Genomic DNA, 21,732 nt, shown 5'->3' on the forward strand with positions numbered 1-21,732 from the left:
CTGTCTTTGACTTCACATAAGAAGGGCCCATGCGGATCGACCGGCGCCTCCTGACGCTCGCGTTCGGCGGCCTTTTCTGGCGGACCTTTCTGCTGATCGCGCTGTTGATCGCAGTCAGTCTCGCCGCGTGGTTCCAGAGCTTTCGCGTGATCGAGCGGGAGCCGCGCGCGCAGCGCGTGGCTCTGCAACTCGTCGCGATCGTCAAGCTCACGCGCACCGCACTCCTCTATTCCGATCCCGACCTGCGGCGCGCGCTGCTACAGGATCTGGAAAGCAATGAAGGGGTGCGCGTGTACCCGCGCGAAGCCACCGACAAATACAAACTCCAGCCCGACGAATCGCTGAATCGCCTGATCGAGCACGACATCCGCGGCCGTCTCGGCGACGACACCGTGATCGCGCAGAGCGTGAACGACATCAACGGCGTATGGATCAGCTTCAAGATCGACGACGACGATTACTGGGTCGCCCTCGACCGCGATCAGCTCGACAACGCGACCGGCCTGCAATGGGCCGGCTGGGGCGTGTTCGCGCTCGCGCTGTCGCTGTTCGGCGCGGCGTTCATCACAAGTCTGGTGAACCGGCCGTTCGCGCGTCTCGCGATGGCCGCGCGCCGGGTCGGCTCGGGGCAAGCGCCCGACGCGCTGCCCGAGCGCGGCATGGGCGTCGCCGCCGAAACGAATCGAAGCTTCAACCAGATGGTGCGCGACCTCGAACAGCTCGAGGCGGACCGCGCGCTGATGCTCGCGGGCATCTCGCACGATCTGCGCACGCCGCTCGCGCGGCTGCGGCTCGAAACCGAAATGAGCCCGTCCGACCAGGCCACCAAGGATGCGATGGTCGACGACATCGAGCAGATGGACATGATCATCGGCCGCTTCCTCGACTACGCGCGTCCGGTGCAGCGCGTGCCGGAACCGGTAGATCTCTCGGTGATCGCGAGCGAGCTTGCCGCGCGCATGCAAAGCGAGGACAGCATGCGGCTGATCACGCGGCTCGCGCCGTCGGCGGTGATCGAAGCCGATGAAACCGACATGCGGCGGGTGGTCGGCAATCTGCTCGAGAACGCGCGCAAATACGGCCTCAGCGACGGCGATGGTGTGCCCCACGTGATTCTCGAAACGCGCGTGTCGCATTCGCGCGTTGAACTGTCGGTGGTCGACGAAGGCCCCGGCATTCCCGAAGACCAGCTCGCGCTCGTCACGCGGCCGTTCTATCGCGTGAATTCGGCGCGCACCCAGGCTAACGGCACGGGCCTCGGCATGGCGATCGTGCAGCGGCTCGTCGCGCGCTATCGCGGCGCGCTGCGTCTGCGCAACCGCTCGCCCGGACCAGGGCTTGAAGTGACGATCGAGTTTCCGCTCGCGAAAAGCGCGTGAGCCGTCGGCGCGCGGCACGGCGCGCCGACGCTATTCGACACACGCCGCTGGTTGCGACTTCCGAAGGAGGCTTTGCATGAAAACCGTTGGCGATAAACTCGAAGCGTTCACCGTCATTGCTGCCAAGCCGGGCTTCAACCATCCCGAAGAACACGGCGTCTCGGCGTTCGAATACATCACCGATCAGTCGTTTCCAGGCAAGTGGAAAATCATCTACTTCTATCCGAAGGATTTCTCATTGGTCTGCCCGACGGAAATCGTCGATTTCAGCAGACTCGTCAAGGAGTTCGAGGACCGCGAGGCGGTGCTGCTCGGCGGCAGCGTCGACAATGAATACGTAAAGCTCGCGTGGCGCCGCGAGTACAAAGAGCTCGACAGGCTCAACCACTACTCGTTCGGCGATGTGAAAGGCGAGCTGATCGACCAGCTGGGCGTGCGCGATCTTGAAGCGGGCGTCGCGCTGCGCGCGACCTTTATCGTCGATCCGGACAACACGATCCAGCACGTGTCGGTCAACAATCTATACGTGGGCCGCAATCCCGCAGAAGTGCTGCGCGTCCTCGACGGCCTGCAAACGGAAGAGCTGTGTCCAAGCAATCGGACGATCGGCGGCGCAACACTGTAGGCGGCACCGTCAATCGCTCCAGCAAAACAGCAAAAGCCCGCTCAGCTCCTGACCAGCAACACCGCGGCCTGCGCCTCGATGCCCTCGCCGCGGCCCAGATAGCCGAGCTTCTCGTTCGTCTTCGCCTTGACGTTGACGCGCTCGATCGGCAGACCGAGGTCCGCCGCGATATTGGCGCGCATCCCTTCGATATGCGGCGCGAGCTTCGGCGCCTGCGCGATCACGCTGCTATCGACGTTGCCGATCGCAAAGCCCGCCGCCTTGACCCTCGCCACGCATTCGCGCAGCAGCACGCGGCTGTCAGCGCCGGCGAACTTCGCGTCGGTATCCGAGAAGTGGCGGCCGATGTCGCCCAACGCTGCCGCGCCGAACAGCGCGTCGGTGATCGCGTGCAGCAGCACGTCCGCGTCCGAGTGACCGAGCAGTCCGCGCTCGTACGGAATCGTCACGCCGCCAATGATCAACGCGCGTCCCGGCACCAGCGCATGCACGTCGTAGCCTTGCCCAATTCTGAAATCCATGTCCATCACATCCTCAAGTGCTGAAGCTTTTATAGCTTCATCAAAGCCTGTCTAAATCGTTTTGGTGTCCAACCAGAGGCGAAGCATCACGAACCGGCAGCGCGGCTCAAAATCGCCTCGGCCAGATCGAAATCTTCCGGATACGTGACCTTGAAGTTGCGCAGGCTGCCTTGCACGAGCTTCGGCGCATGCCCCGACCATTCGATCGCGCTCGCCTCGTCGGTCAGATCGTGGCCGTCGGCCTGCGCGCGCAGGATCGCCTCGCGCAGCATGCCGATGCGGAACATCTGCGGCGTCTGCGCCTGCCACAAGCCGTCGCGCGCCTCGGTGCGGGCGATCCGGCCGTCGTGGGAAGCGCGGTCGATCCGCTTCAACGTATCGGCGACCGGCAACGCCATGATGCCGCCGACCGCGTCGTCCTTCAGCGAGCCGATCAGCGTGCGGATCAGCGCTGGCGTGATGCCCGGGCGCGCCGCGTCGTGCACGAGCACCCAGTCGTCGTCGTGGGCGCCGAACTCGGCGAGCGCATGCAGACCGTTGAGCACCGACGCCTGGCGCGACGCGCCACCCGCGCGCCGCACCGCGAACCGCAGATTGCCGAAGCGGCGCGCGTCGAAGTGCTGGTCGTCGGGCGCGATTACGACGAGCGTCTGCGTGAATTCGCTGCACGCGTCGAACGCGGCGAGCGAGTAATGCAGCATGTCGCGGCCGGCGACGGTGCGGTATTGCTTGGGCATCGCGGCACCGGAACGGCTGCCGGTGCCCGCGCACGGGATCAGGGCGAAGAGACGGGAAGTCACGAGTGCGGATGCCGCCAGGTCAAAGTAAAGGACGGATTTTATAATAGGTCCTTCGCATCCACGCCCGTACACGCGTAAACTTGGCCGTCGTGTGAGCTCCGAGCCGCCCTTTTGATCCCTATGCCAGACATCGCCGCATCCTCGCAGTCCTCCTCGCCCGTCGCGCTCGTCAAGGCCGGCCAGCGTTTCGCCTTCGACGGCACGCGCGGTTCGTCCGACGCGCTGCTGATCGCCCGCTACCATCTCGCGTATCGCGAGAAGATGCCGCTGCTCGCGGTGGTCTGCGAAAGCGCGGTCGACGCGCAGCGGCTGTCGCAGGAAATCGGCTTCTTCGCGCCCGACGCGCGCGTGCGCCTGCTGCCCGACTGGGAGACGCTGCCTTACGATACGTTTTCGCCGCACCAGGACCTCGTGTCCGAGCGTCTCGCGACGCTGCACGATCTTGGCGAAGGCCGCTGCGACATCCTGCTGGTGCCGGCCACGACGGCCCTGTACCGGATGCCGCCCGCGTCGTTCCTGGCCGCCTACACTTTCTCGTTCTCGCAGGGCGAGCGGCTCGACGAAGCGAAGTTGAAGGCGCAACTGACGCTCGCCGGCTACGAGCACGTGAGCCAGGTCGTGCGTCCCGGCGAATACTGCGTGCGCGGCTCGCTGCTCGATCTGTTCCCGATGGGCTCGCCGCTGCCCTACCGGATCGACCTGTTCGACGACCAGGTCGACTCGATCCGCGCGTTCGACCCCGACACGCAGCGCAGCCTCTACCCGGTCAAGGACGTGCGTCTGCTCCCGGGCCGCGAATTCCCGTTCGACGAAGCCGCGCGCACCGCATTCCGCAGCCGCTGGCGCGAGACCTTCGAGGGCGATCCGAGCCGCGCGTCGATCTATAAAGACATCGGCAACGGCGTGCCGTCGGCGGGCATCGAATACTATCTGCCGCTGTTCTTCGAGGAGACGGCCACCCTCTTCCATTACCTGCCCGACGGTTCGCAACTCGCATTCGTCGGCGATCTGGATGCGGCGATCCGGCGCTTCAGCAACGACACGAAGCAGCGCTTCAACTTCCTGTCGCACGACCGCGACCGGCCGATTCTCGAACCGCAGAAGCTGTTCCTGTCGGACGAGGATTTCTTTACGTTCGCCAAGCCGTTCGCCCGGCTCGTGTTGCCCACGAACGGCGGCGGCGCCTGGTCGATCGCGCTGCCGAACCTCGCCATCGACCGGCACGCCGACGACCCCGTCTCGGCGCTGCGCGCCTATCTGAGCACGACGCCGAACCGCGTGCTGTTCGCCGCCGAATCGGCGGGCCGCCGCGAGACGCTGCTGCAACTGCTCGCCGACAACACGCTTAAGCCCGCCTCGGCCGACAGCTTCGCCGACTGGCTCAGGAGCGACGCGCGCTTCTCGCTCGGCGTCGCACCGCTCGCGAACGGCTTCGCGGTGCCCGGCGACGGCATCGCGATCATCACCGAGACCGAGCTGTACGGGCCGCTCGCGCGCCGCGCGGGACGCCGCCGCCAGGAACAGGCGAGCAACGTCGATTCGATGGTGCGCGATCTGTCCGAGCTGAAGGTCGGCGACCCGGTCGTGCATTCGCAGCACGGTATCGGCCGCTACATGGGTCTCGTGACGATGGACCTCGGCGAAGGCGAAACCGAGTTCCTGCACCTCGAATACGCGGGCGACAGCAAGCTCTACGTGCCGGTCGCGCAATTGCACGTGATCTCGCGCTATAGCGGCGCCGATCCGGAAAGCGCACCGCTGCATTCGCTCGGCTCGGGCCAGTGGGAAAAGGCCAAGCGCAAGGCCGCGCAGCAGATCCGCGACACCGCCGCCGAGCTGCTCAATCTGTACGCGCGCCGGGCCGCCCGCGAGGGCCACGCGTTCGCGCTCGAACCGAAGGACTACGTGAAGTTCGCCGAGAGCTTCGGCTTCGAGGAAACGCCGGACCAGGCCGCCGCGATCGCGGCCGTGATCGGCGACATGACGAGCGGCAAGCCGATGGACCGCCTCGTGTGCGGCGACGTCGGCTTCGGCAAGACCGAGGTCGCGCTGCGCGCGGCGTTCATCGCGGTGATGGGCGGCAAGCAGGTCGCGCTGCTGTCGCCGACCACGCTGCTCGCCGAACAGCACACGCAGACCTTCAGCGACCGCTTCTCCGACTGGCCGGTGCGCATCGCCGAGCTGTCGCGCTTCAAGTCGACCAAGGAAGTCAACGCGGCGATCCAGCAGATCAACGAAGGCTCGGTCGACATCGTGATCGGCACGCACAAGCTGCTGTCCTCCGATGTGCAGTTCAAGCGGCTCGGGCTCGTGATCATCGACGAGGAGCACCGCTTCGGCGTGCGTCAGAAGGAAGCGTTGAAGGCGCTGCGCGCCGAAGTCGACGTGCTGACGCTGACCGCGACGCCGATCCCGCGTACGCTCGGCATGGCGCTCGAAGGCCTGCGCGATTTCTCGGTGATCGCGACCGCGCCGCAAAAGCGCCTCGCGATCAAGACCTTCGTGCGGCGAGAGGAAGACGGCGTGATTCGCGAAGCGATGCTGCGCGAGCTGAAGCGCGGCGGCCAGGTCTACTTCCTGCACAACGAAGTCGAGACGATCGAGAATCGCCGGCAGATGCTCGAAGCGCTGGTGCCCGAAGCGCGCATCGCGGTCGCGCATGGACAGATGCACGAGCGCGAACTGGAGCGCGTGATGCGCGACTTCGTCGCACAACGCGCGAACGTGCTGCTGTGCACGACGATCATCGAAACCGGCATCGACGTGCCGAGCGCGAACACGATCCTGATCCATCGCTCCGACAAGTTCGGTCTCGCGCAATTGCATCAGCTGCGCGGCCGCGTCGGACGCTCGCATCACCAGGCGTACTCGTATCTGCTCGTGCACGATCCGCAAGGGCTCACCAAGCAGGCGCAACGGCGGCTCGAAGCGATCCAGCAGATGGAGGAACTCGGCTCGGGCTTCTATCTCGCGATGCACGACCTCGAGATTCGCGGCACCGGCGAGGTGCTCGGCGACAAGCAGTCGGGCGAGATTCAGGAGATCGGTTTCCAGCTCTATACCGACATGCTCAACGACGCGGTGAAGGCCCTCAAGAACGGCAAGGAGCCCGACCTCACCGCGCCGCTCGCCGCGACCACCGAGATCAATCTGCATTCGCCGGCGATCCTGCCGTCGGACTATTGCGGCGACGTGCAGGAGCGTCTGTCGCTGTATAAGCGCCTCGCGAACTGCGAACACAACGACTCGATCGACGGTATCCAGGAAGAGCTGATCGACCGCTTCGGCAAGCTCCCGCCGCAGGCGCATGCGCTGGTGGAAACGCATCGGCTGCGGCTCGCCGCGAAGCCGCTCGGCATTTCGAAGATCGATGCGGGCGAAGCGGTAATCGGCCTGCAGTTCATCCCGAATCCGCCGGTCGACGCGATGCGGATCATCGAGATGGTGCAGAAGCACAAGCACATCAAGCTCGCGGGTCAGGACAAGCTGCGCATCGAAACGCGCAGCCCGGATCTCGCGGTGCGTGTCGCGACCGTCAAGGAGACCTTGCGCGCGCTCGGTTCGCCCAGCCGCGGCACCGCGGCGGCGCCCGCGCGCTGAGCGCGGATCGCTGCGCGCGAAGGGTCCGGGAAACTGCAGAAAACAGGGGGACGTCCCCCGTTTTCTGCATCGATGCTGCGCTGCGCCAACGCCATCCCGACTTTTTGGAAGCCCTTACGAAAATGCGATTTGGGATATGATCGATAGATACAAAATGCTGGAGTCAAGTCATGTCTCACGTCGCTGAAACAGCGCCATCGTCGCAGTCGTCCGCCTCCTCCGCATCTCCCGCCTCTCCGCTATCTCTGCCCTGGGTCACCCGTCTCGTGTCGATGGATACGGTGAGCCGCAATCCCAACCTCGGCCTGATCGAAACCGTGCGCGACGAGCTGCGCGCGGCCGGTATCGACGCGACGCTGACGCATGGCAAGGGCGGCCAATGGGCGAACCTGTTCGCGACGATTCCCGCGCACGACGGCGAGACGAACGGCGGCGTCGTGCTGTCGGGCCATACGGACGTCGTGCCGGTGGACGGCCAGCAATGGGACAGCGATCCGTTCAAGCCCGAGATTCGCGGTGACAAGCTCTACGGCCGTGGCACCTGCGACATGAAGGGCTTCATCGGCGCCGCGCTCGCGCTCGTGCCAGACATGCAGCGCGCGAAGCTCGCGAAGCCGATCCACTTCGCGCTGTCGTACGACGAAGAAGTCGGCTGCGTCGGCGCGCCGCTTCTGATCGCCGATCTGATGAAGCGCGGCGTGAAGCCGGACGGCTGTATCGTCGGCGAGCCGACCAGCATGCGCCCGATCATCGCGCACAAGGGCATCAACGCGTATCAGTGCTGCGTGCGCGGCCAGGCCGCGCATTCGTCGCTGACGCCGAAGGGCTTGAACGCGATCGAGTACGCGGCGCGCCTGATCTGCTACATCCGCGACATGGCCGACCAGTTCCGCGCGCAAGGCCCGTTCGACGAACTGTACGACGTGCCGTTCAGCACCGCGCAGACCAGCACGATCACCGGCGGCAACGCGATCAACACGGTGCCGGCCGATTGCCAGTTCCAGTTCGAATTCCGCAATCTGCCGACGCTCGATCCCGAGCAGATCTTTGCGCGCATCGACGCTTACGCGCGCGACACGCTGCTGCCGAAAATGCTGCTCGAGCATCCGTCGGCCGCGATCGAGATCACGAAGATCGCCGCGGCACCCGGACTCGATTCGTCTGAACAGGCCGCGATCACGCAGCTCGTACGCGCGCTGACGGCCGACCAGGACAAGCGCAAGGTCGCGTACGGCACCGAGGCCGGCCTCTTTTCGAACGCGGGGATTCCGAGCATCGTCTGCGGCCCCGGCGATATCCAGCAGGCGCACAAAGCGAACGAATTCGTCGAGCTCGGGCAGCTCGTCGCGTGCGAGCGCTTCTTGCGCAAGTTCATTCACAGCATGTCGGTCGAGGCCGCTTAGCCCGTTTCGTTGCAGCGGCGCGCAATCGCAATGAACCTGCGCGCCGTGCCACGGGTCTCAGCGACATCGACGACTCCGGAGCGACCGCCATGTCCAGCGCCATGCCGCAGCACACGGATCACACGATCGACGGCGAGCCGATCCCCACGCTCGACGACATCGCCGCGCAGCACTTCACTTTGGCGCCGTGGGTCGCGCGCACACCGGTGTTCGACCGGCTCGACTTCTCGTCGCTGCAGGGCACCGTCGTCAATTTCAAGTTCGAACTGCTGCAGGTGGGCGGCAGCTTCAAGGCGCGTGGCGCCTTCACGAACCTGCTCGCGCTCGACGACGCGCAGAAGAGCGCGGGCGTCACCTGCGTGTCGGGCGGCAATCACGCGGTGGCGGTCGCCTATGCGGCGATGCGGCTCGGCGTCAGCGCGAAGGTCGTGCTGTTCAGCACGGCGAATCCGGCGCGCGTCGCGTTGTGCCGCGAATACGGCGCCGACATCGTCTATGCGGAAGATCTCGCCGAAGCGTTCGAACTGGTGCGCCGCGTCGAGGCCGAGGAAGGCCGCTATTTCGTGCATCCGTTCAACGGCTATCGCACGGTGCTCGGCTCGGCGACGCTCGGCTACGAATGGGCGACGCAAACGCCCGACCTCGAAGCGGTGATCGTGCCGATTGGCGGCGGCGGACTCGCGGCCGGCGTTTCCACTGCGCTGCGGCTCGCGAATCCGAACGTGCACGTGTATGGCGTCGAACCCGAAGGCTCGGACGTGATGAGCAAAAGCTTTGCCGCCAACCATACGATCAGAATGGGCCATATGCACAGCATCGCCGATTCGCTGATGTCGCCGCATTCCGAGCAATACAGCTACGAGTTGTGCCGCCGCCATATCGATCGGCTCGTCACGGTATCCGACGACCAGCTGCGCGAGGCGATGCTGATCCTGTTCAATCAGCTGAAGCTCGCGGTCGAGCCCGCTTGCGCGGCCGCCACCGCCGCACTGCTCGGACCGCTGCGCGATCAGTTGCAGGGCCAACGCGTGGGCGTGCTGCTGTGCGGCGCCAATATCGACCCGGTCAGTTTTGCCGCGCATCTGGAACGCGCGCGTCATAGCGAGTCACAGTTTCCTCATTAGCCGCGCGCAACGAATGCATCTGTTGCAATGCGGCTAAAGCACTGGCCTGTCCGCTTCAGATTGGTATTATTCGGCTATTCATTTCAGGGGAGGTGTTTCTATGAGCATGGTCCAGGAATTTAAAGAATTTGCCCTCAAAGGCAATGTGATGGATCTGGCGGTCGGTGTGATTATCGGCGGCGCATTTTCCACCATTGTCAATTCCGTGGTTAAAGACCTGATCATGCCGGTTGTCGGGGTCGCTACCGGCGGCCTCGACTTCTCCAATCTGTTCGTTCGCCTCGGCCATATTCCGGCCAGCTACAAAGGCAATCCCGAATCATATAAAGACCTGCAGACGGCTGGCGTGGCGGTGTTCGGCTACGGTTCGTTCATTACCGCGACGATCAACTTCATCATCCTCGCGTTCATCATCTTTCTGATGGTCAAGTTCATCAACAAACTGCGCAAGGAACCGCAAGCCGCGCCGGCGGAGCCGCCGCCCCCGCCGGAAGACGTGCTGCTGCTGCGCGAGATCCGCGATTCGCTGAAGAACCCGCCGCGTTAATTGTTAAATGAAGCTCGGGTTCAAATACCTGAGCCGGTGAAATAAAAAAGGCCTGGTGCGATCGACGTCGCAACAGGCCTTTGTCTTTTTCCGCCATTTTCAATGCGGCATGTTATCGAGCCTTACTTATCCTTTCGCGCCTTCAATTGCGCCGCGCTTTCGATCATCGCTTCGAGCTGGCCGAAATTGACAGGCTTCGTCAGATGCGACGTAAAGCCCGCGCTCAAACAACGGCGCACGTCCTCGTCGGTGCCGAAGCCGGTCAACGCGACGGCCGGCGCGTCGGAATACTCGCGAAACGCCTTGACGAAATCGAGGCCGGTGCCGTCGGGCAAACCGACATCGCTGACGATCAGTTCGAACGTCTCCAACTGCGTCGCCGCAAGCGCATCGTCGATGCGCCCGACCACCGTCACCTGATGGCCCAGGCTGCGCATCAATTGGGCCATCACGTCGGCGGTGTCGGCGTGATCCTCGATCAGCAGCACCGTCAGCGAGCTCGCCGGCAGCACGGTGCTCGGCGCGATGACCGGCTGCGCGGCGGCCGGCGCGGCCGCGGTCGGCAGCGTGATCGTGAAGGTCGCGCCGCAATGCGGACCGGGACTCTGCGCGGTCACGGTGCCGCCGTGCACGTCGGTCAACGCCTTCGTGATCGCGAGACCGAGGCCCAGCCCGCCGAACTGCCGCGTCATGTTCTGGTCACCCTGCTCGAACGCGTTGAACAGCTTGCCGATCTGCTCCGGCTCGATGCCGATGCCGGTATCTTCGACCGAGATCTGCACGTGCATGCGTTCGTCGCGCGTGCGCACATAGATATGGCCGCCGTCCGGCGTGAACTTCGCGGCGTTGCGAATCAGGTTCCACAGCATCTGTTGCAGACGCGCGCGATCGGCGAGCACGTAGTGATGCGTCGCGTGCTTGTCGACATGCACGTCCTGCTGCTTGACCTGGATTTCGCTGCGAAAGAGTTCGAGCACGCTGTCGATCACCTCGTGCACGTCGACGGTCTCCAGCGACAGCCGCAGCTTGCCGTTCGCGACGCGCGTCAGATCGAGCAGATCGTCGATCAGCCGCGCCTCCAGCTCGACGTTGCGGCGGATCATACGAACGCTCGCGCGCGCCTGTTCGGGCAGCTCGGGGATCATCTCGAGCACGCTCGCGCCCGCGAGCACCGGCGTGAGCGGCGTGCGCAATTCGTGCGACAGCATCGCGAGAAAACGGTCTTTCGCGCGATTCGCTTCCTCGGCGGCCTGGCGCGCGGCCTGCTCGGACTCGAGCAGCCGCTCGCGCTCCTCGATCGCCTCGCGCTGCGAGTGGATGTCGGTGCAGCTGCCGAACCATTTGCTGACGTTGCCCTCGGCGTCGCGCATCGCGACCACGCGCACGTCGAACCAGCGGTGATCGCCGTCGTGCCGGCGAATCCGCATTTCGTGCCGATAGTCGCCGCTGGGGCTCGCGACGGCCTTCAGCCAGCTTTGCCGGATCTGCTCGCGGTCGTCGGGATGCACGGCGTCGAGCCACGCGAGACCGTGCGACGCGTGTTCGGGCAAGCCGGTGTAGTCGTACCACTGCTTCGACAGAAAGTCGCAATCGCCGGCGGCGTCGCAGGTCAGCACGAGATGCGGCAACGCCTCCGACAGCGTCCGGTAATGCTGCTCGCGATCGCGCAGCAGCAGCGCTTCGTCGGACGCGCGTTGCAGCCGCACCTGCGACAGCACGCGCTCCACGGCCTCCGGCAGATAGTCGAGATAGTCGCCGGATTTCGGCACCACGTCGGACACACCCGCGCGCAGCGCTTCGATCACGCGCGACTCGTCGGTGAAGCCGGTCACGAGGATCGCCGGAATGCGCACGCCCTCCGCGCGCAGACGCCGGAAGAAATCGAGCCCGGTCTCCGGCCCGCTCAGCTGATAGTCGAGCACCAGCAGATCCGGGGCGCCGTTCGCGAGGCGCTCGCGGGCCGTCTCGACACCGGCGCAAATCGCCACCCGGCAGCCGGCGCGTTCGAGCGACTTGCGCGCGAGCCGCAAGATCCCCTCGTCGTCATCGACGACGAGCACATACGCGGCGTGCGGCGTGGACACTTCTTCGGTCATGCAGGGGCTCTCTGGCTGAGGTCAGTGCTTATGTTGTCATGAACGGCTTTCGGACAGCTTCAGGCCGGCGAGAGACGATGCCCCGGCGGCAGCTTGACCACTTGCAGGAAAAAGCCGAGCCGGCGCACGGCCTCGATGAACGCATCGTATTCGACCGGCTTGCAGATATACACGTTGCAACCGAGCTCGTAGCAGCGCGCGATTTCGCGCGGATCATCGGTCGTGGTCAGCACGATCACGGGCACGGCGGCGGTCTCGGGGGCTTCCTTCAGACGCCGCAACACCTCGAAGCCGTCGACGCGCGGCATCTTCAGATCGAGCAGCACGACGAAATTCGCCAGATTCTCGCGCGGCGGATAGGGATGGCCGTCGGCGTCGGTCAGCGGCTCCACGGGCGCGGGGCCGAAGAAGTAGTCGAGCGCCTGCTGGCCGTCCCGAAAGCGCAGGAAGCCGTTCGAAATGCCGGCGCGGCGCAGATTACGCTCGACGAGCGTCGCGTGGCCATCGTCGTCTTCGATCAGAACGATGCTGACCGTTTGCGCGTGATTCATAGGCTCTCCGTGCTAACGATTCGTGATCCAGGCCGCCGGGAGGCTGGTGGCGGCAGTGCCCGCGCCGGCATGCGCGGCGCTCAGAAGCGCACCGGCTGCTCGGGCAGCACCACGAAAAAGGTCGATCCGGCGCCTTCGGCCGATTCGACCCAGACACGCCCGCCGTGCCGCTCGACCGTGCGACGCACCACGGCGAGGCCGATCCCCTCGCCGCTCGCGACGTCCCCGTGCAGACGCTGGAACGCGCGAAACACCTTCGACAGATACGCGGCCGGAATGCCGAGCCCATTATCGCGGACGTAATAAGTGCGCATCCGGACCGCGCGCGGCTCGTTTTCGTCGACGGGTTCGGGCGCGAGCGCGCCGATCTCGATGCGCCCGCGGCGCGACGGGTCGAGGAAAGTCAGCGCATTGGCGATCAGGTTATTGAAGATCTGCTCGACCGCCGCCGGATCGCCCCATGCGGGCGGCAGCTCCCGCACCGTGACGCTCGCGGCGTGCTGGTCGATCGTGCCTTGCAGCCCATCGACGACCCGTGCCACCGCGCGCCCGACGCTGACCCGCTGCCACTGGTATTCGAGCCGTCCCGCGCGCGAGATGCGCAGCAGCGCGTCGATGATCGTCGCCGCGCGCGCGACCGCGGTGCGCAAATAGTGCAACGACTCGCGCACGTCGCCATCGAGGATCTGCGTCATGCGGCGCGCTTCGCTCTCGGGCAGGTGGGCCTGCCCGACGAGGCCGTCGAGTTCGTCGCACGACACGTGCAGCTCCTTCGAAAAACCCTGCAGATTGACGAGCGGCGAGCGCAGATCGTGCGACACGCTGTAGATGAACATCTCGTTGTCCTGCGTTTCCTGGCGCAACTCCTCATTGACGGCCGCCAGTTCGCCAGCGCGTGCTTCCAGCTCCGTCTTCAGGGCCTCCTGCCCGGCTTCCGCCTCGCGCAGACGCATATCGGTCTGATGCAGCACATTGTCGAGCGCGGCGATCTCATCGCTGCCCGACAACGGCGCCGCGAGCGGCCGACCGCTGCCGAGGCGCTCGGCGTTATCGGTCAACACTTCGAGGCGTTGGCCGATGCCGCGCGCGAACACGAAGGCGGTAGCTGCCCAGATCAGCATCGAGCCGAACACCGCGGCGATCAGCGCGCGCTGCTGAAGCTCGCGCCGCTCGCCGAGCGCAGTCGAGCGCTCGACGTCGAGCTCCGACGCCGCCGCGCCGAACTGGGCCAACTCCTCGCGGAACACGGCGACCTGCTCCGGCAACTCGCCGGTTTCGAGCGCGATATACGGGCGTAGACTGCGCCCTTCGTGCAACGCCTGCGAGATCGCGGAACTCTGCTCGCGATACGCGTCGATCGCGCGCCGCATGCTGCGCACGCGCTCGGCCTGAGCCGGCGTTTCGGCGACCAGCGTATCGAGCTTCGCGAGCCGGTCGTTCAGGTCGACCCACACCGCCTGGCGGTCGATCAGCGATGCATCGCCCGTCACCATTGCCGTGCGCACACGCGCGGCCTGACGCAGCAGCGGATCGACGATGGCCGACGACTCGTAGAGAATCTGCTTGCTGTTGTCGACCCATCGCGCGGCCTGCGCGGTCCGCTCCTGGGTGTCGAAGACGACCCCGAGCAGCGCGAGTTCGACCACGCTCGGTACCGCGATCAGCAGCAAACCTTTGGTGAATAGTTTCATGGTTCCGTCAGGGCGTTCAGGCTGTGATTCAGGCTGTCACTCGAACGGCGGGCTCGCGCACACCCGTCGCGCCCTGTAGGCGGGCGCAGCGCGGCCGGACGGGCCATTATCGACGTGAATCGGAGATATTTCAACGGCGCCCCGTGCAAGCGCTCGACCACACAAAAATGACTTTTTTATTGGGATGGGATGTTTTTTCCGCTCCGCCTGCGTCTATGATGGAGACAAGGTGTGCTGGGATGCGAATGCGCGCGGCGAGGCGGTTCGGCATGATTCGTGCGGGAGGTGGTGGGGCGATGCGATAGCGTCGAATCATCGTGAATCCGGCCTTGTCGTATGCTATAAAAGATCGACGTGCGGCGCGCGAAAGCCGGGAGTGGTCGCATGAGGACGCAGCGTTTCTTGCAATTCTTTTTCAGGCGAATTTTTATGTCCTTCCCGAAAAAGCGTAGACGCGCGAAGGTGGACGGCGACGAGTCGTTCCTCGCGGTTCTGCGGCATTTCAAGCCGTTCAGTCAACTCGACACCAAGATCGCGCGGGCTCGCGCGCAGGACGAACCGGTGCTCTATGCACACGTGCTGCCTGGACTCGACGTGCTTCTATGCAGTGTGCGCGGCGCGCAGCCGCCCTACCCGGCGCCGGCCGAATTGCGGCGTCGCTGCATCGAATCCATTACCAACGCGCTGGAGCAGCCGCTCGATGGTCTCGAGAACGGCGGTTACTGGTACGAGGCCGACGGCTTCGGCTTCCTCGTCTTCGCGAGCCGTGCGCGCGGCAAGATTCTGACGGAGTTCGGCGCGACGCGGATCGGTACCCGCCGCGGCGTGCGTCGCCAGGATGCGTCAGGTGATGCAACACCGCGCTCGCTCCGATAGCGCAAATCAGATGCCCTGAAGTTCAGGGTTACTGACGGGTCGTTCCGTCGTCATTCATCCGCAGTTTCGACAGCTGTTGTCATCACGCATCGCTGGCGTAGTCGTCAGAGCGGCGCCGCCTTCCTCTTCGCTCCATTGAAACGCTGGCCTTGACGGCAACCGCGCGCAGTTGCGAGCGCGGCATCATGTCATCCATCCGGTGTTCACATCGACGCGCTCGCGTGCAGTCGGCACGCTGGTCAGTGACAAGCAGACCAAGCACAGGCCGCCGCCGACGCTCCCATTCGACCAGTCCGCAGGCCAGCCTGGCAACATCAGCTGCCCTTGTATTCGGCCGCGCTCGCCGGCGACAGCGTCGCCGGCTTGCGATCCGCCGCGGCCGGCGACGACGCGCCGCCCGAGGACTTGTTGAGCGGCGCGCCGTCGAGCGAGATCGGCGCCTTCGGCTGTTGCTTGACGCCCGGCGGGGGCGCCTTCGGCATCTGCCGCACCTGCGCGAGCAACTCTGCGCACGGCAGCGGTTTGTTGTTGCTCGGTGCGAGCAGCGGGATCAGCGCCGCGAACGGATTGATCAGTCCGAGCCCGACCGCTGCGCCGCCACGCAATGCGAGCGCGGCCGCATTGACGCCGACGTGCGGACTCTTGAGCGTGCCCCTCACGTACAGCGGCGAGCGCAGTGAAAAGACCCGGAAGCCCTTCGTATGCGGATGCACGCCGAGGTCCATCGTTTCGTCGCGCAGATTGATGTGGCCGTCGATATTGATCACCGCGTCGTCGGTATCGAGCGCGAACACGCGCGCTTCGAGCACGCCGTCGGTCGCGACGAAATCCGCGGCCGCGCAGTTGATCTTCACGTCGCGATTACCGAACAGCTTTTCATAGACGACGTTCGCGACGTTCAGCCCGGCCGCCTCCATCAGCAGACGGCTGACGGTGCCGTCGGTCACGAGCGCCTTCACCTCGCCATTCGAACTCGCCGCGAGCGCCGCCGGCGAATTGCCGGTCGCGGACAGCGACGCATCGCCGTTGATTTCGCCGAGTGCGTTCTGCATCGTCTTGAAGTTCGGGAATAGCTGCTTCAGCTTCAGATGCCGGGCCGACATCGCAAAGCGTCCTTTCAACGGTGCCGCGGCGCCATCGAGATGAATGTCCGACGCTAGCGAGCCGCCCGCGACGCCGAACTTCAGCGGCACGAGCGACAGCACGCCGTCGGTCATCACGACGTGCGTGTACAGATCCGTGATCGGCAGGTTCGAGTTCTTGACGATGCGCTGGCCGGTGAACTTGACGTCGGCGTCGATCGCCTTCCAGCGGTCGGTGCGGAACTCCTCGACCGGCAGCACGCGATCGCTCGGCTGCGCAGTCGCGTCGCCGCGCTTCGCCTTGCTCGCGTTCGAATCGGCGCCGATCACCGGCGCGAGATCCGCGAACTGCAGCACGTGCGACTCGAGTTCGCCCTGCAGCAAAGGACGCGGCTCGCGCGCGGTATACGTCAACGACCCGTTGAGATCACTGCCGCCGACCCGGCCTGTAAAGTTTTCATACGTGAACACGTTGCCGCTCGACTTGAAGCGGCCGATCAGATGGCCCTCGGTCGCGTATGGCGGGGTTTCGGGCAAGGTCACGCCGGTCAGCGAATACAGGCGCGCCATGCTGTTGCCCTGCAGCCAGAGACGCAGATCGAGCGCCGCGAGATGCGCCGGATCGGTGATCGTGCCGACGAACGCGATATGCAGGTCGCCGCCTTTGACGTCGGCCTGTACCGGGAATGGCCGGTTCGCGTCCTGCAGCGCGAGTACGCCGCCGAGCTTGCCGCTGCCCGACACCGGCGTGCGGTTGTAGGTACCCTTGACGGTCCAGGCGATCGCATAGAGCGGTGTTGCGCGCGCCGCGCCTACGGTGCCGCTCGCGCCCGAGACGGCTGCGGCCGCGCTGGCGCTCTTGCTCTCGGCTTCAGCGGGCGCGGCGGCGCCGCTCGTCGCGAGCGAGCCTGAAGCCGCGGACGCGCCCGATGTGCCCGATGTGCCCGGCGTCTGCGCCGCCGTTTCAGAAGCCGCCGCCTCTGAAGCCGCCTTCGCCTCCGAGGCCGCCTGCGCCTCGGCCTGCGCGGCGAGCTTGCTCGCGCCGGCGCGGCCGATCGCCTGCGCCGACGCGCTGCGCGAGGCCGCCTCCTGCTGCTTCAGCGCGTCGCCGATCGGGATCGGCTGCCCGAGCGTATCGACGGCCATCTGCAACTCGACCTTCTTCTGCTGATCCGACAGCGCGATATTGCCCTTGGCGAACGCGATATCGTGCAGGACGAGCTTCCACTCGGACGGTCCGCTCGACGACGCCAGCTTGAAGGTCCAGTTATTGCGCCCGTCGACGAGACGTTCGAGATCGACCGACGGATTCACGAAGTTGATCGCCGGAATCACGATGTCGTGCGCGAGCAGCGGCAGCACCTCGACCTCGAAGTCGATTTCGTCGAGCGTCGCGAACTGCGGCTGTCTGGTCCAGTCGGGATTGCCGATCGTGACGTTGGCCGCCGAAAAGCGCGGCCAGGGCACCCAGCCGCGCCAGCCGGTTTCGCCGACCGCATGACGCCAGCCCACCTTCAGGTCGCCGTTGATCGCGAACGGCCGGCCGATGGCCTGGCTGACCTTGTCGTCGATGTAAGGCCGCGCGCGGTTCCAGTCGAAGCTCAGGATGAAGATGACGAGCGCGACGATCAGGATGATGAGCGTCGCTAGCAGCCATGCGAAGATTTTTCCTACCCGTCGTCCGATGCTGCTCGACCCTGCCATTGAAAAGCTCCGCGTGTTGTTCTACGTTGTGCACCGTGCAGCAGTTATCATGCCTGGCGCGAAACGATGAATCGCCGCACCTGTCGTGCGCTGTCGTGCGCTGACGTGCCTCGTCGTTTTATCATGGCGCACGCTTTGCCGACAAACCGACCGGCGCATTGACGCCGTCGCGCCGGCATCGAAGAATCATGGCCGATCAGGTACCGTCGACGGTACCCCCTCCCCACGACGTCCCAACCATGACCGATGTTCCCTTCGTCCTCGCCGACGGCATCGTGCGGCGCGATGCGCAGCGCGGCCAGACGCTGTTGCAGCCGACCACCTTCGCCCTGCGCGCCGGCGAGCGCGTCGCGATTACCGGGCCGTCCGGCTCCGGCAAGAGCGTGTTTCTGCGCGCGCTCGCGCTGCTCGATCCGATCGATGCGGGACGCCTCCTGTGGCATGGCGCGCCGCTCGAGCGCGCGGCGATTCCGCGCTACCGGCGCGGCGTCGCGTATATCCGGCAGCGGCCCGCGCTGATCGACGGCAGCGTCGAAGACAATCTGCGCTATCCATTCGAGCTGCACGCGTATCGCGACGTGCGCTTCGATCGCGCGCGCGCGGCCAGGCTTGCCATACAGGCGGGCCGCGGCGAGGACTTTCTTGGCAAGCGGGCAAGCGAACTGTCGGGCGGCGAAGCGCAGATCGCCGCGCTGATCCGCGTGCTGCAACTCGCGCCCGAAGTGCTGTTGCTCGACGAGCCGACCGCATCGCTGGATCCGGCGTCGTCGCGGGCGATCGAAGCGCTCGTGCAGGCATGGTTCGATGCCGCGCCGCAAGCTCACGCGTCGATGTGGGTGTCGCACGATCTCGAGCAGGCGGCACGCATGAGCAAACGTCATCTGACGATGCGCGCCGGCGTGCTGACCGAAGACACTCCCGCGCTGCGCGACACCGACCCACGCGATCGCGCGGACCAGCAGCGGGAGCGCCGTCAATGAGCCTGCAGAATCTGAGCTTGTGGGACGTCGCGATCGCGACGCTGCTGATCGTCGTGAATGGCGCGGTATCGGTCGCGCTGAAGCTCGATCTCGAGCGCAAGCTAGCATGGGCGGCGGTGCGCACCGTCGTCCAGTTGCTCGCGATCGGCTACGTGCTCGGCTGGGTGTTCAGTTTCGCTCGCTGGTACGTGGTGCTGCCGCTGATGATCGTGATGACGCTGATCGCCGGTTTCGCCGGCGCGCAGCGCGGCAGCCGCACCTATGCCGGACAACGCGTGGACAGTGTGCTGTCGATCTGGGTCAGCTCGTGGCTCGTGGCCGCGGTGGGCTTGTTCGTCGTGATCCGGATTCATCCGTGGTACGAGCCGCAATATGCGATTCCGATTCTCGGCATGATCCTCGGCAACACGCTGACCGGTGTATCGCTCGGCATCGAGCGGATGACCGAGGAGCTCACCGCGCGACGCGACCGCGTCGACATGGCGCTCGCGCTCGGCGCGACACGCTGGGAAGCCGCGCAGGCGCCGGCGCGCCAGGCGGTGCGCGCGGGCATGATGCCGACGTTGAACCAGATGGCGGTGGTCGGCGTGGTCAGTTTGCCGGGCATGATGACCGGTCAGGTGCTGGCCGGGCAATCGCCATTGCAGGCGGTGCGCTATCAGATCGTCATCATGTTTCTGATCGCGGCGGCCTCGGCGCTGGGGACCGTGGGCGCGGTGCTGCTCACGTACCGAAGGCTGTTTTCGGCCGAGCATCAGTTCTTGCCGGCGCGGCTCGTCGAACGTGAGGCACGCAAAGGATAATGCGCGAGCGAGTGGTGCCACGGGTCGCACGCGGCCATCACGCCGCGTGCCCAACCCTTCAGCGCTTCGCGGTGACAGCCACCTCGGTGCCGTCGCTCAGCTTCAGCGTTTTCGTGGTGCCATTGACCGGCATCGTGAAACGCACGATCTGGCTCATGCGCACGGCATTGGGACACTGGACCGTCTTGCCGCCGCTCGTCACGGCCTTCACGCCATGCGGCGTCTGCGCCTGGAAGCTCAACTGCACGGTCGCGGTGCCGTCGCTCGCCACCACCGGCGCGAAGCGGATCTGGGTCTGGCGGATCATCGCGCCATTCTCGTCGATCGGCAGCGACGCATAGTCCGGGCACGCGTCGGTGGCGGCCACCGGACCGCCGGGCGGCACGGTCTTCCACGTGAAGTCGTCCGATTCGCCTGAGCGGATCGTGCGGGTCTCCTGGGAATTGCCGAACTGCTTCGACGTGACCCGAACGGTGTAGCGGATCGGACCGTCGAGCGCGGCCTGGTTGGTCACCGTGATCGGCGTGGCTGCGCGAGCAGCCGGCACGAGCGCGCAGGCGAGAGAAGCGACAACGGAAACGGCGGAGAGTTTGAAGCTGAAGCTCATACTGTCACCTCGTTGTTGTGCCGCTGCGCGCTTGCGTCGACGAGACTGCCTGTGCACTGTTCGCGCACGGCCGAGGACCGGCCGGTTCATACCGGCTTGCCTCGCCGCAAGACACGCAACCGTTTTGGCATGCTGCGTCGTCAGTCTAACGCCAAGCGCGCTAACGCGCGTGCCATGTCGGCTCGGGTGTTAACCCGCTTGCGGCGACACGCGTTCTGCGCGTCGATTTCATCTCAGAAGCCGGTCAGTACCAGCTTGCCGATCGCGCGCCCCGCTTCGAGCAACCCATGCGCACGACGCAGATTCTCCGCGTTGATGCGGCCGAGGTCCTCTCCAAGCGTGGTGCGCAACGTACCCGCATCGACGAGCCGCGCGACCTCGGTCAGCAGCTTGTGCTGCTCGATCATGTCGGGCGTGCCGAACATCGAGCGCGTGAACATGAACTCCCAGTGAAACGCGGCGCTCTTCGCCTTCAGCAATTCGACGGGCAGCGCGGCGCTGTTCTCGACGATCGTGCAGATGCCGCCTTGCGGTTTGATCAGCTGCGCGGCTGCCGGGAAATTGCGGTCGGTGTCGTTGAAGATCAACACGTAGTCGACCTGCTCGATGCCGATCTGCTTCATCTGCGCGGGCAGATCGCCGAAGTGATCGACGACGTGATCCGCGCCGAGCTCCCGTGCCCATTTCGCCGATTCGGGCCGCGACGCGGTCGCGATCACCTTCAGCTTGCCGAGCTGCTTCGCGAGCTGGATGCCGATCGAGCCGACTCCGCCCGCGCCGCCGAAAATCAGCACCGTGCGGCCTGCGTCGGCGCCCTGCGGCGATACGCCGAGGCGATCGAACAAGGCTTCCCACGCAGTGATCGCGGTCAGCGGCAACGCGGCCGCGTGCGTGAAATCGAGCGACGCCGGCTTGTGTCCAACGATCCGTTCGTCGACCAGATGAAACTCGCTGTTGGCACCCGGCCGCGTGATGCTGCCCGCATAGAACACCGGATCGCCGACCTTGAACAGCGTGACCTCGGGGCCGGCCGCGACGACCGTGCCGGCCGCATCCCAGCCGAGCACGCGCGGGCTCTTCTCGACGGTGTCTTTCGGCGCACGCACCTTGGTGTCGACCGGGTTCACGGAGATGGCTTCGACCTTGACCAGCAGATCGCGGCCGGTCGCTACGGGTTTCGGGATCTCGACGTCGACGAGCGCTTCGGCGTGATCGATCGGCAGATAACGGTAGAGTCCGACGGCTTTCATGGCTGCTCCTTTGTTGGTTCGGTTGATGTGCACGTATGGATCACATCGTAAGACGGTTCTTATTCTGCTAAAACAGTCATAATCACTGAAACA

General features: G+C 65.4%; 17 protein-coding genes. 9 read left to right on the forward strand and 8 right to left on the reverse strand.

The genetic code is table 11. The features are described 5' to 3' along the window. Positions 1 to 29 precede the first annotated feature (29 nt). Together L0U84_RS10690 and L0U84_RS10695 are read left to right on the forward strand one after the other, a co-directional pair. Positions 30 to 1,379, forward strand: coding sequence for an ATP-binding protein (locus tag L0U84_RS10690; RefSeq protein WP_233849759.1), 1,350 nt, complete (start codon positions 30 to 32; stop codon positions 1,377 to 1,379). A gap of 76 nt (positions 1,380 to 1,455) precedes the next feature. Beyond that, a complete protein-coding gene (locus tag L0U84_RS10695) occupies positions 1,456 to 2,004 on the forward strand; it encodes a peroxiredoxin (RefSeq protein ID WP_233849760.1) in 549 nt (182 codons plus the stop codon). Between the two features lie 41 nt (positions 2,005 to 2,045). On the opposite strand, the gene ispF is transcribed toward L0U84_RS10695, so the two are convergent. Next, a complete protein-coding gene (gene ispF, locus L0U84_RS10700) occupies positions 2,046 to 2,525 on the reverse strand; it encodes a 2-C-methyl-D-erythritol 2,4-cyclodiphosphate synthase (protein WP_018432029.1) in 480 nt (159 codons plus the stop codon). Positions 2,526 to 2,611: 86 nt separating this feature from the next. Beyond that, entirely contained in the window at positions 2,612 to 3,325 is a 714-nt protein-coding gene (ispD, locus tag L0U84_RS10705) for a 2-C-methyl-D-erythritol 4-phosphate cytidylyltransferase (protein WP_233849761.1), read from the reverse strand. Between the two features lie 120 nt (positions 3,326 to 3,445). Here ispD and mfd point away from each other — a divergent pair, with 120 nt between their 5' ends. From mfd to mscL, 4 genes are all read left to right on the forward strand, one after another. Then, positions 3,446 to 6,925 carry a transcription-repair coupling factor gene (mfd, locus tag L0U84_RS10710; protein WP_233849762.1) on the forward strand — a complete coding sequence of 1,160 codons (3,480 nt, stop codon included), beginning with the start codon at positions 3,446 to 3,448 and terminating at the stop codon, positions 6,923 to 6,925. Positions 6,926 to 7,095: 170 nt separating this feature from the next. Further along, the gene (argE, locus tag L0U84_RS10715) at positions 7,096 to 8,328 is read left to right on the forward strand and encodes an acetylornithine deacetylase (protein WP_233849764.1); all 1,233 of its coding nucleotides are present in this window, start codon (positions 7,096 to 7,098) and stop codon (positions 8,326 to 8,328) included. Positions 8,329 to 8,417: 89 nt separating this feature from the next. Then, positions 8,418 to 9,452 carry a threonine/serine dehydratase gene (locus L0U84_RS10720; protein ID WP_233849766.1) on the forward strand — a complete coding sequence of 345 codons (1,035 nt, stop codon included), beginning with the start codon at positions 8,418 to 8,420 and terminating at the stop codon, positions 9,450 to 9,452. Between the two features lie 100 nt (positions 9,453 to 9,552). Further along, positions 9,553 to 9,999, forward strand: coding sequence for a large conductance mechanosensitive channel protein MscL (gene mscL, locus L0U84_RS10725; RefSeq protein ID WP_233849768.1), 447 nt, complete (start codon positions 9,553 to 9,555; stop codon positions 9,997 to 9,999). Positions 10,000 to 10,121: 122 nt separating this feature from the next. Here mscL and L0U84_RS10730 read toward each other — a convergent pair whose 3' ends face one another. The 3 genes from L0U84_RS10730 to L0U84_RS10740 all read right to left on the reverse strand — a co-directional run bounded on the left by L0U84_RS10730 (position 10,122) and on the right by L0U84_RS10740 (position 14,337). Continuing rightward, the gene (locus L0U84_RS10730; RefSeq protein ID WP_233849770.1) at positions 10,122 to 12,095 is read right to left on the reverse strand and encodes a hybrid sensor histidine kinase/response regulator; all 1,974 of its coding nucleotides are present in this window, start codon (positions 12,093 to 12,095) and stop codon (positions 10,122 to 10,124) included. A 59-nt stretch (positions 12,096 to 12,154) separates the two neighbouring features. Next, a complete protein-coding gene (locus L0U84_RS10735) occupies positions 12,155 to 12,646 on the reverse strand; it encodes a response regulator (protein WP_233849772.1) in 492 nt (163 codons plus the stop codon). Between the two features lie 80 nt (positions 12,647 to 12,726). Continuing rightward, positions 12,727 to 14,337, reverse strand: coding sequence for a sensor histidine kinase (locus tag L0U84_RS10740; RefSeq protein WP_233849774.1), 1,611 nt, complete (start codon positions 14,335 to 14,337; stop codon positions 12,727 to 12,729). A 384-nt stretch (positions 14,338 to 14,721) separates the two neighbouring features. Here L0U84_RS10740 and L0U84_RS10745 point away from each other — a divergent pair, with 384 nt between their 5' ends. Continuing rightward, on the forward strand, positions 14,722 to 15,213 hold the full coding sequence (locus L0U84_RS10745; protein ID WP_129957323.1) for a hypothetical protein: 492 nt from the start codon (positions 14,722 to 14,724) through the stop codon (positions 15,211 to 15,213). Positions 15,214 to 15,527: 314 nt separating this feature from the next. On the opposite strand, the gene L0U84_RS10750 is transcribed toward L0U84_RS10745, so the two are convergent. Beyond that, on the reverse strand, positions 15,528 to 17,999 hold the full coding sequence (locus L0U84_RS10750; protein WP_233849776.1) for an AsmA family protein: 2,472 nt from the start codon (positions 17,997 to 17,999) through the stop codon (positions 15,528 to 15,530). 239 nt (positions 18,000 to 18,238) lie between these two features. Here L0U84_RS10750 and L0U84_RS10755 point away from each other — a divergent pair, with 239 nt between their 5' ends. Continuing rightward, a complete protein-coding gene (locus L0U84_RS10755) occupies positions 18,239 to 18,979 on the forward strand; it encodes an ABC transporter ATP-binding protein (RefSeq protein WP_233849778.1) in 741 nt (246 codons plus the stop codon). Further along, positions 18,976 to 19,782: an ABC transporter permease gene (locus tag L0U84_RS10760; protein WP_129957326.1), complete on the forward strand. Its 807-nt coding sequence runs from the start codon at positions 18,976 to 18,978 to the stop codon at positions 19,780 to 19,782. Before L0U84_RS10755 ends, L0U84_RS10760 begins: the two co-directional genes overlap by 4 nt. 58 nt (positions 19,783 to 19,840) lie before the next feature. Here L0U84_RS10760 and L0U84_RS10765 read toward each other — a convergent pair whose 3' ends face one another. Continuing rightward, on the reverse strand, positions 19,841 to 20,389 hold the full coding sequence (locus L0U84_RS10765) for a DUF6013 family protein (RefSeq protein ID WP_233849779.1): 549 nt from the start codon (positions 20,387 to 20,389) through the stop codon (positions 19,841 to 19,843). 233 nt (positions 20,390 to 20,622) lie between these two features. After that, on the reverse strand, positions 20,623 to 21,639 hold the full coding sequence (locus L0U84_RS10770) for a zinc-binding alcohol dehydrogenase family protein (protein WP_233849780.1): 1,017 nt from the start codon (positions 21,637 to 21,639) through the stop codon (positions 20,623 to 20,625). Between the last annotated feature and the right edge of the window lie 93 nt (positions 21,640 to 21,732).

The sequence above is a fragment of the Paraburkholderia sp. HD33-4 genome (assembly GCF_021390635.1).
Taxonomy (GTDB): domain Bacteria; phylum Pseudomonadota; class Gammaproteobacteria; order Burkholderiales; family Burkholderiaceae; genus Paraburkholderia.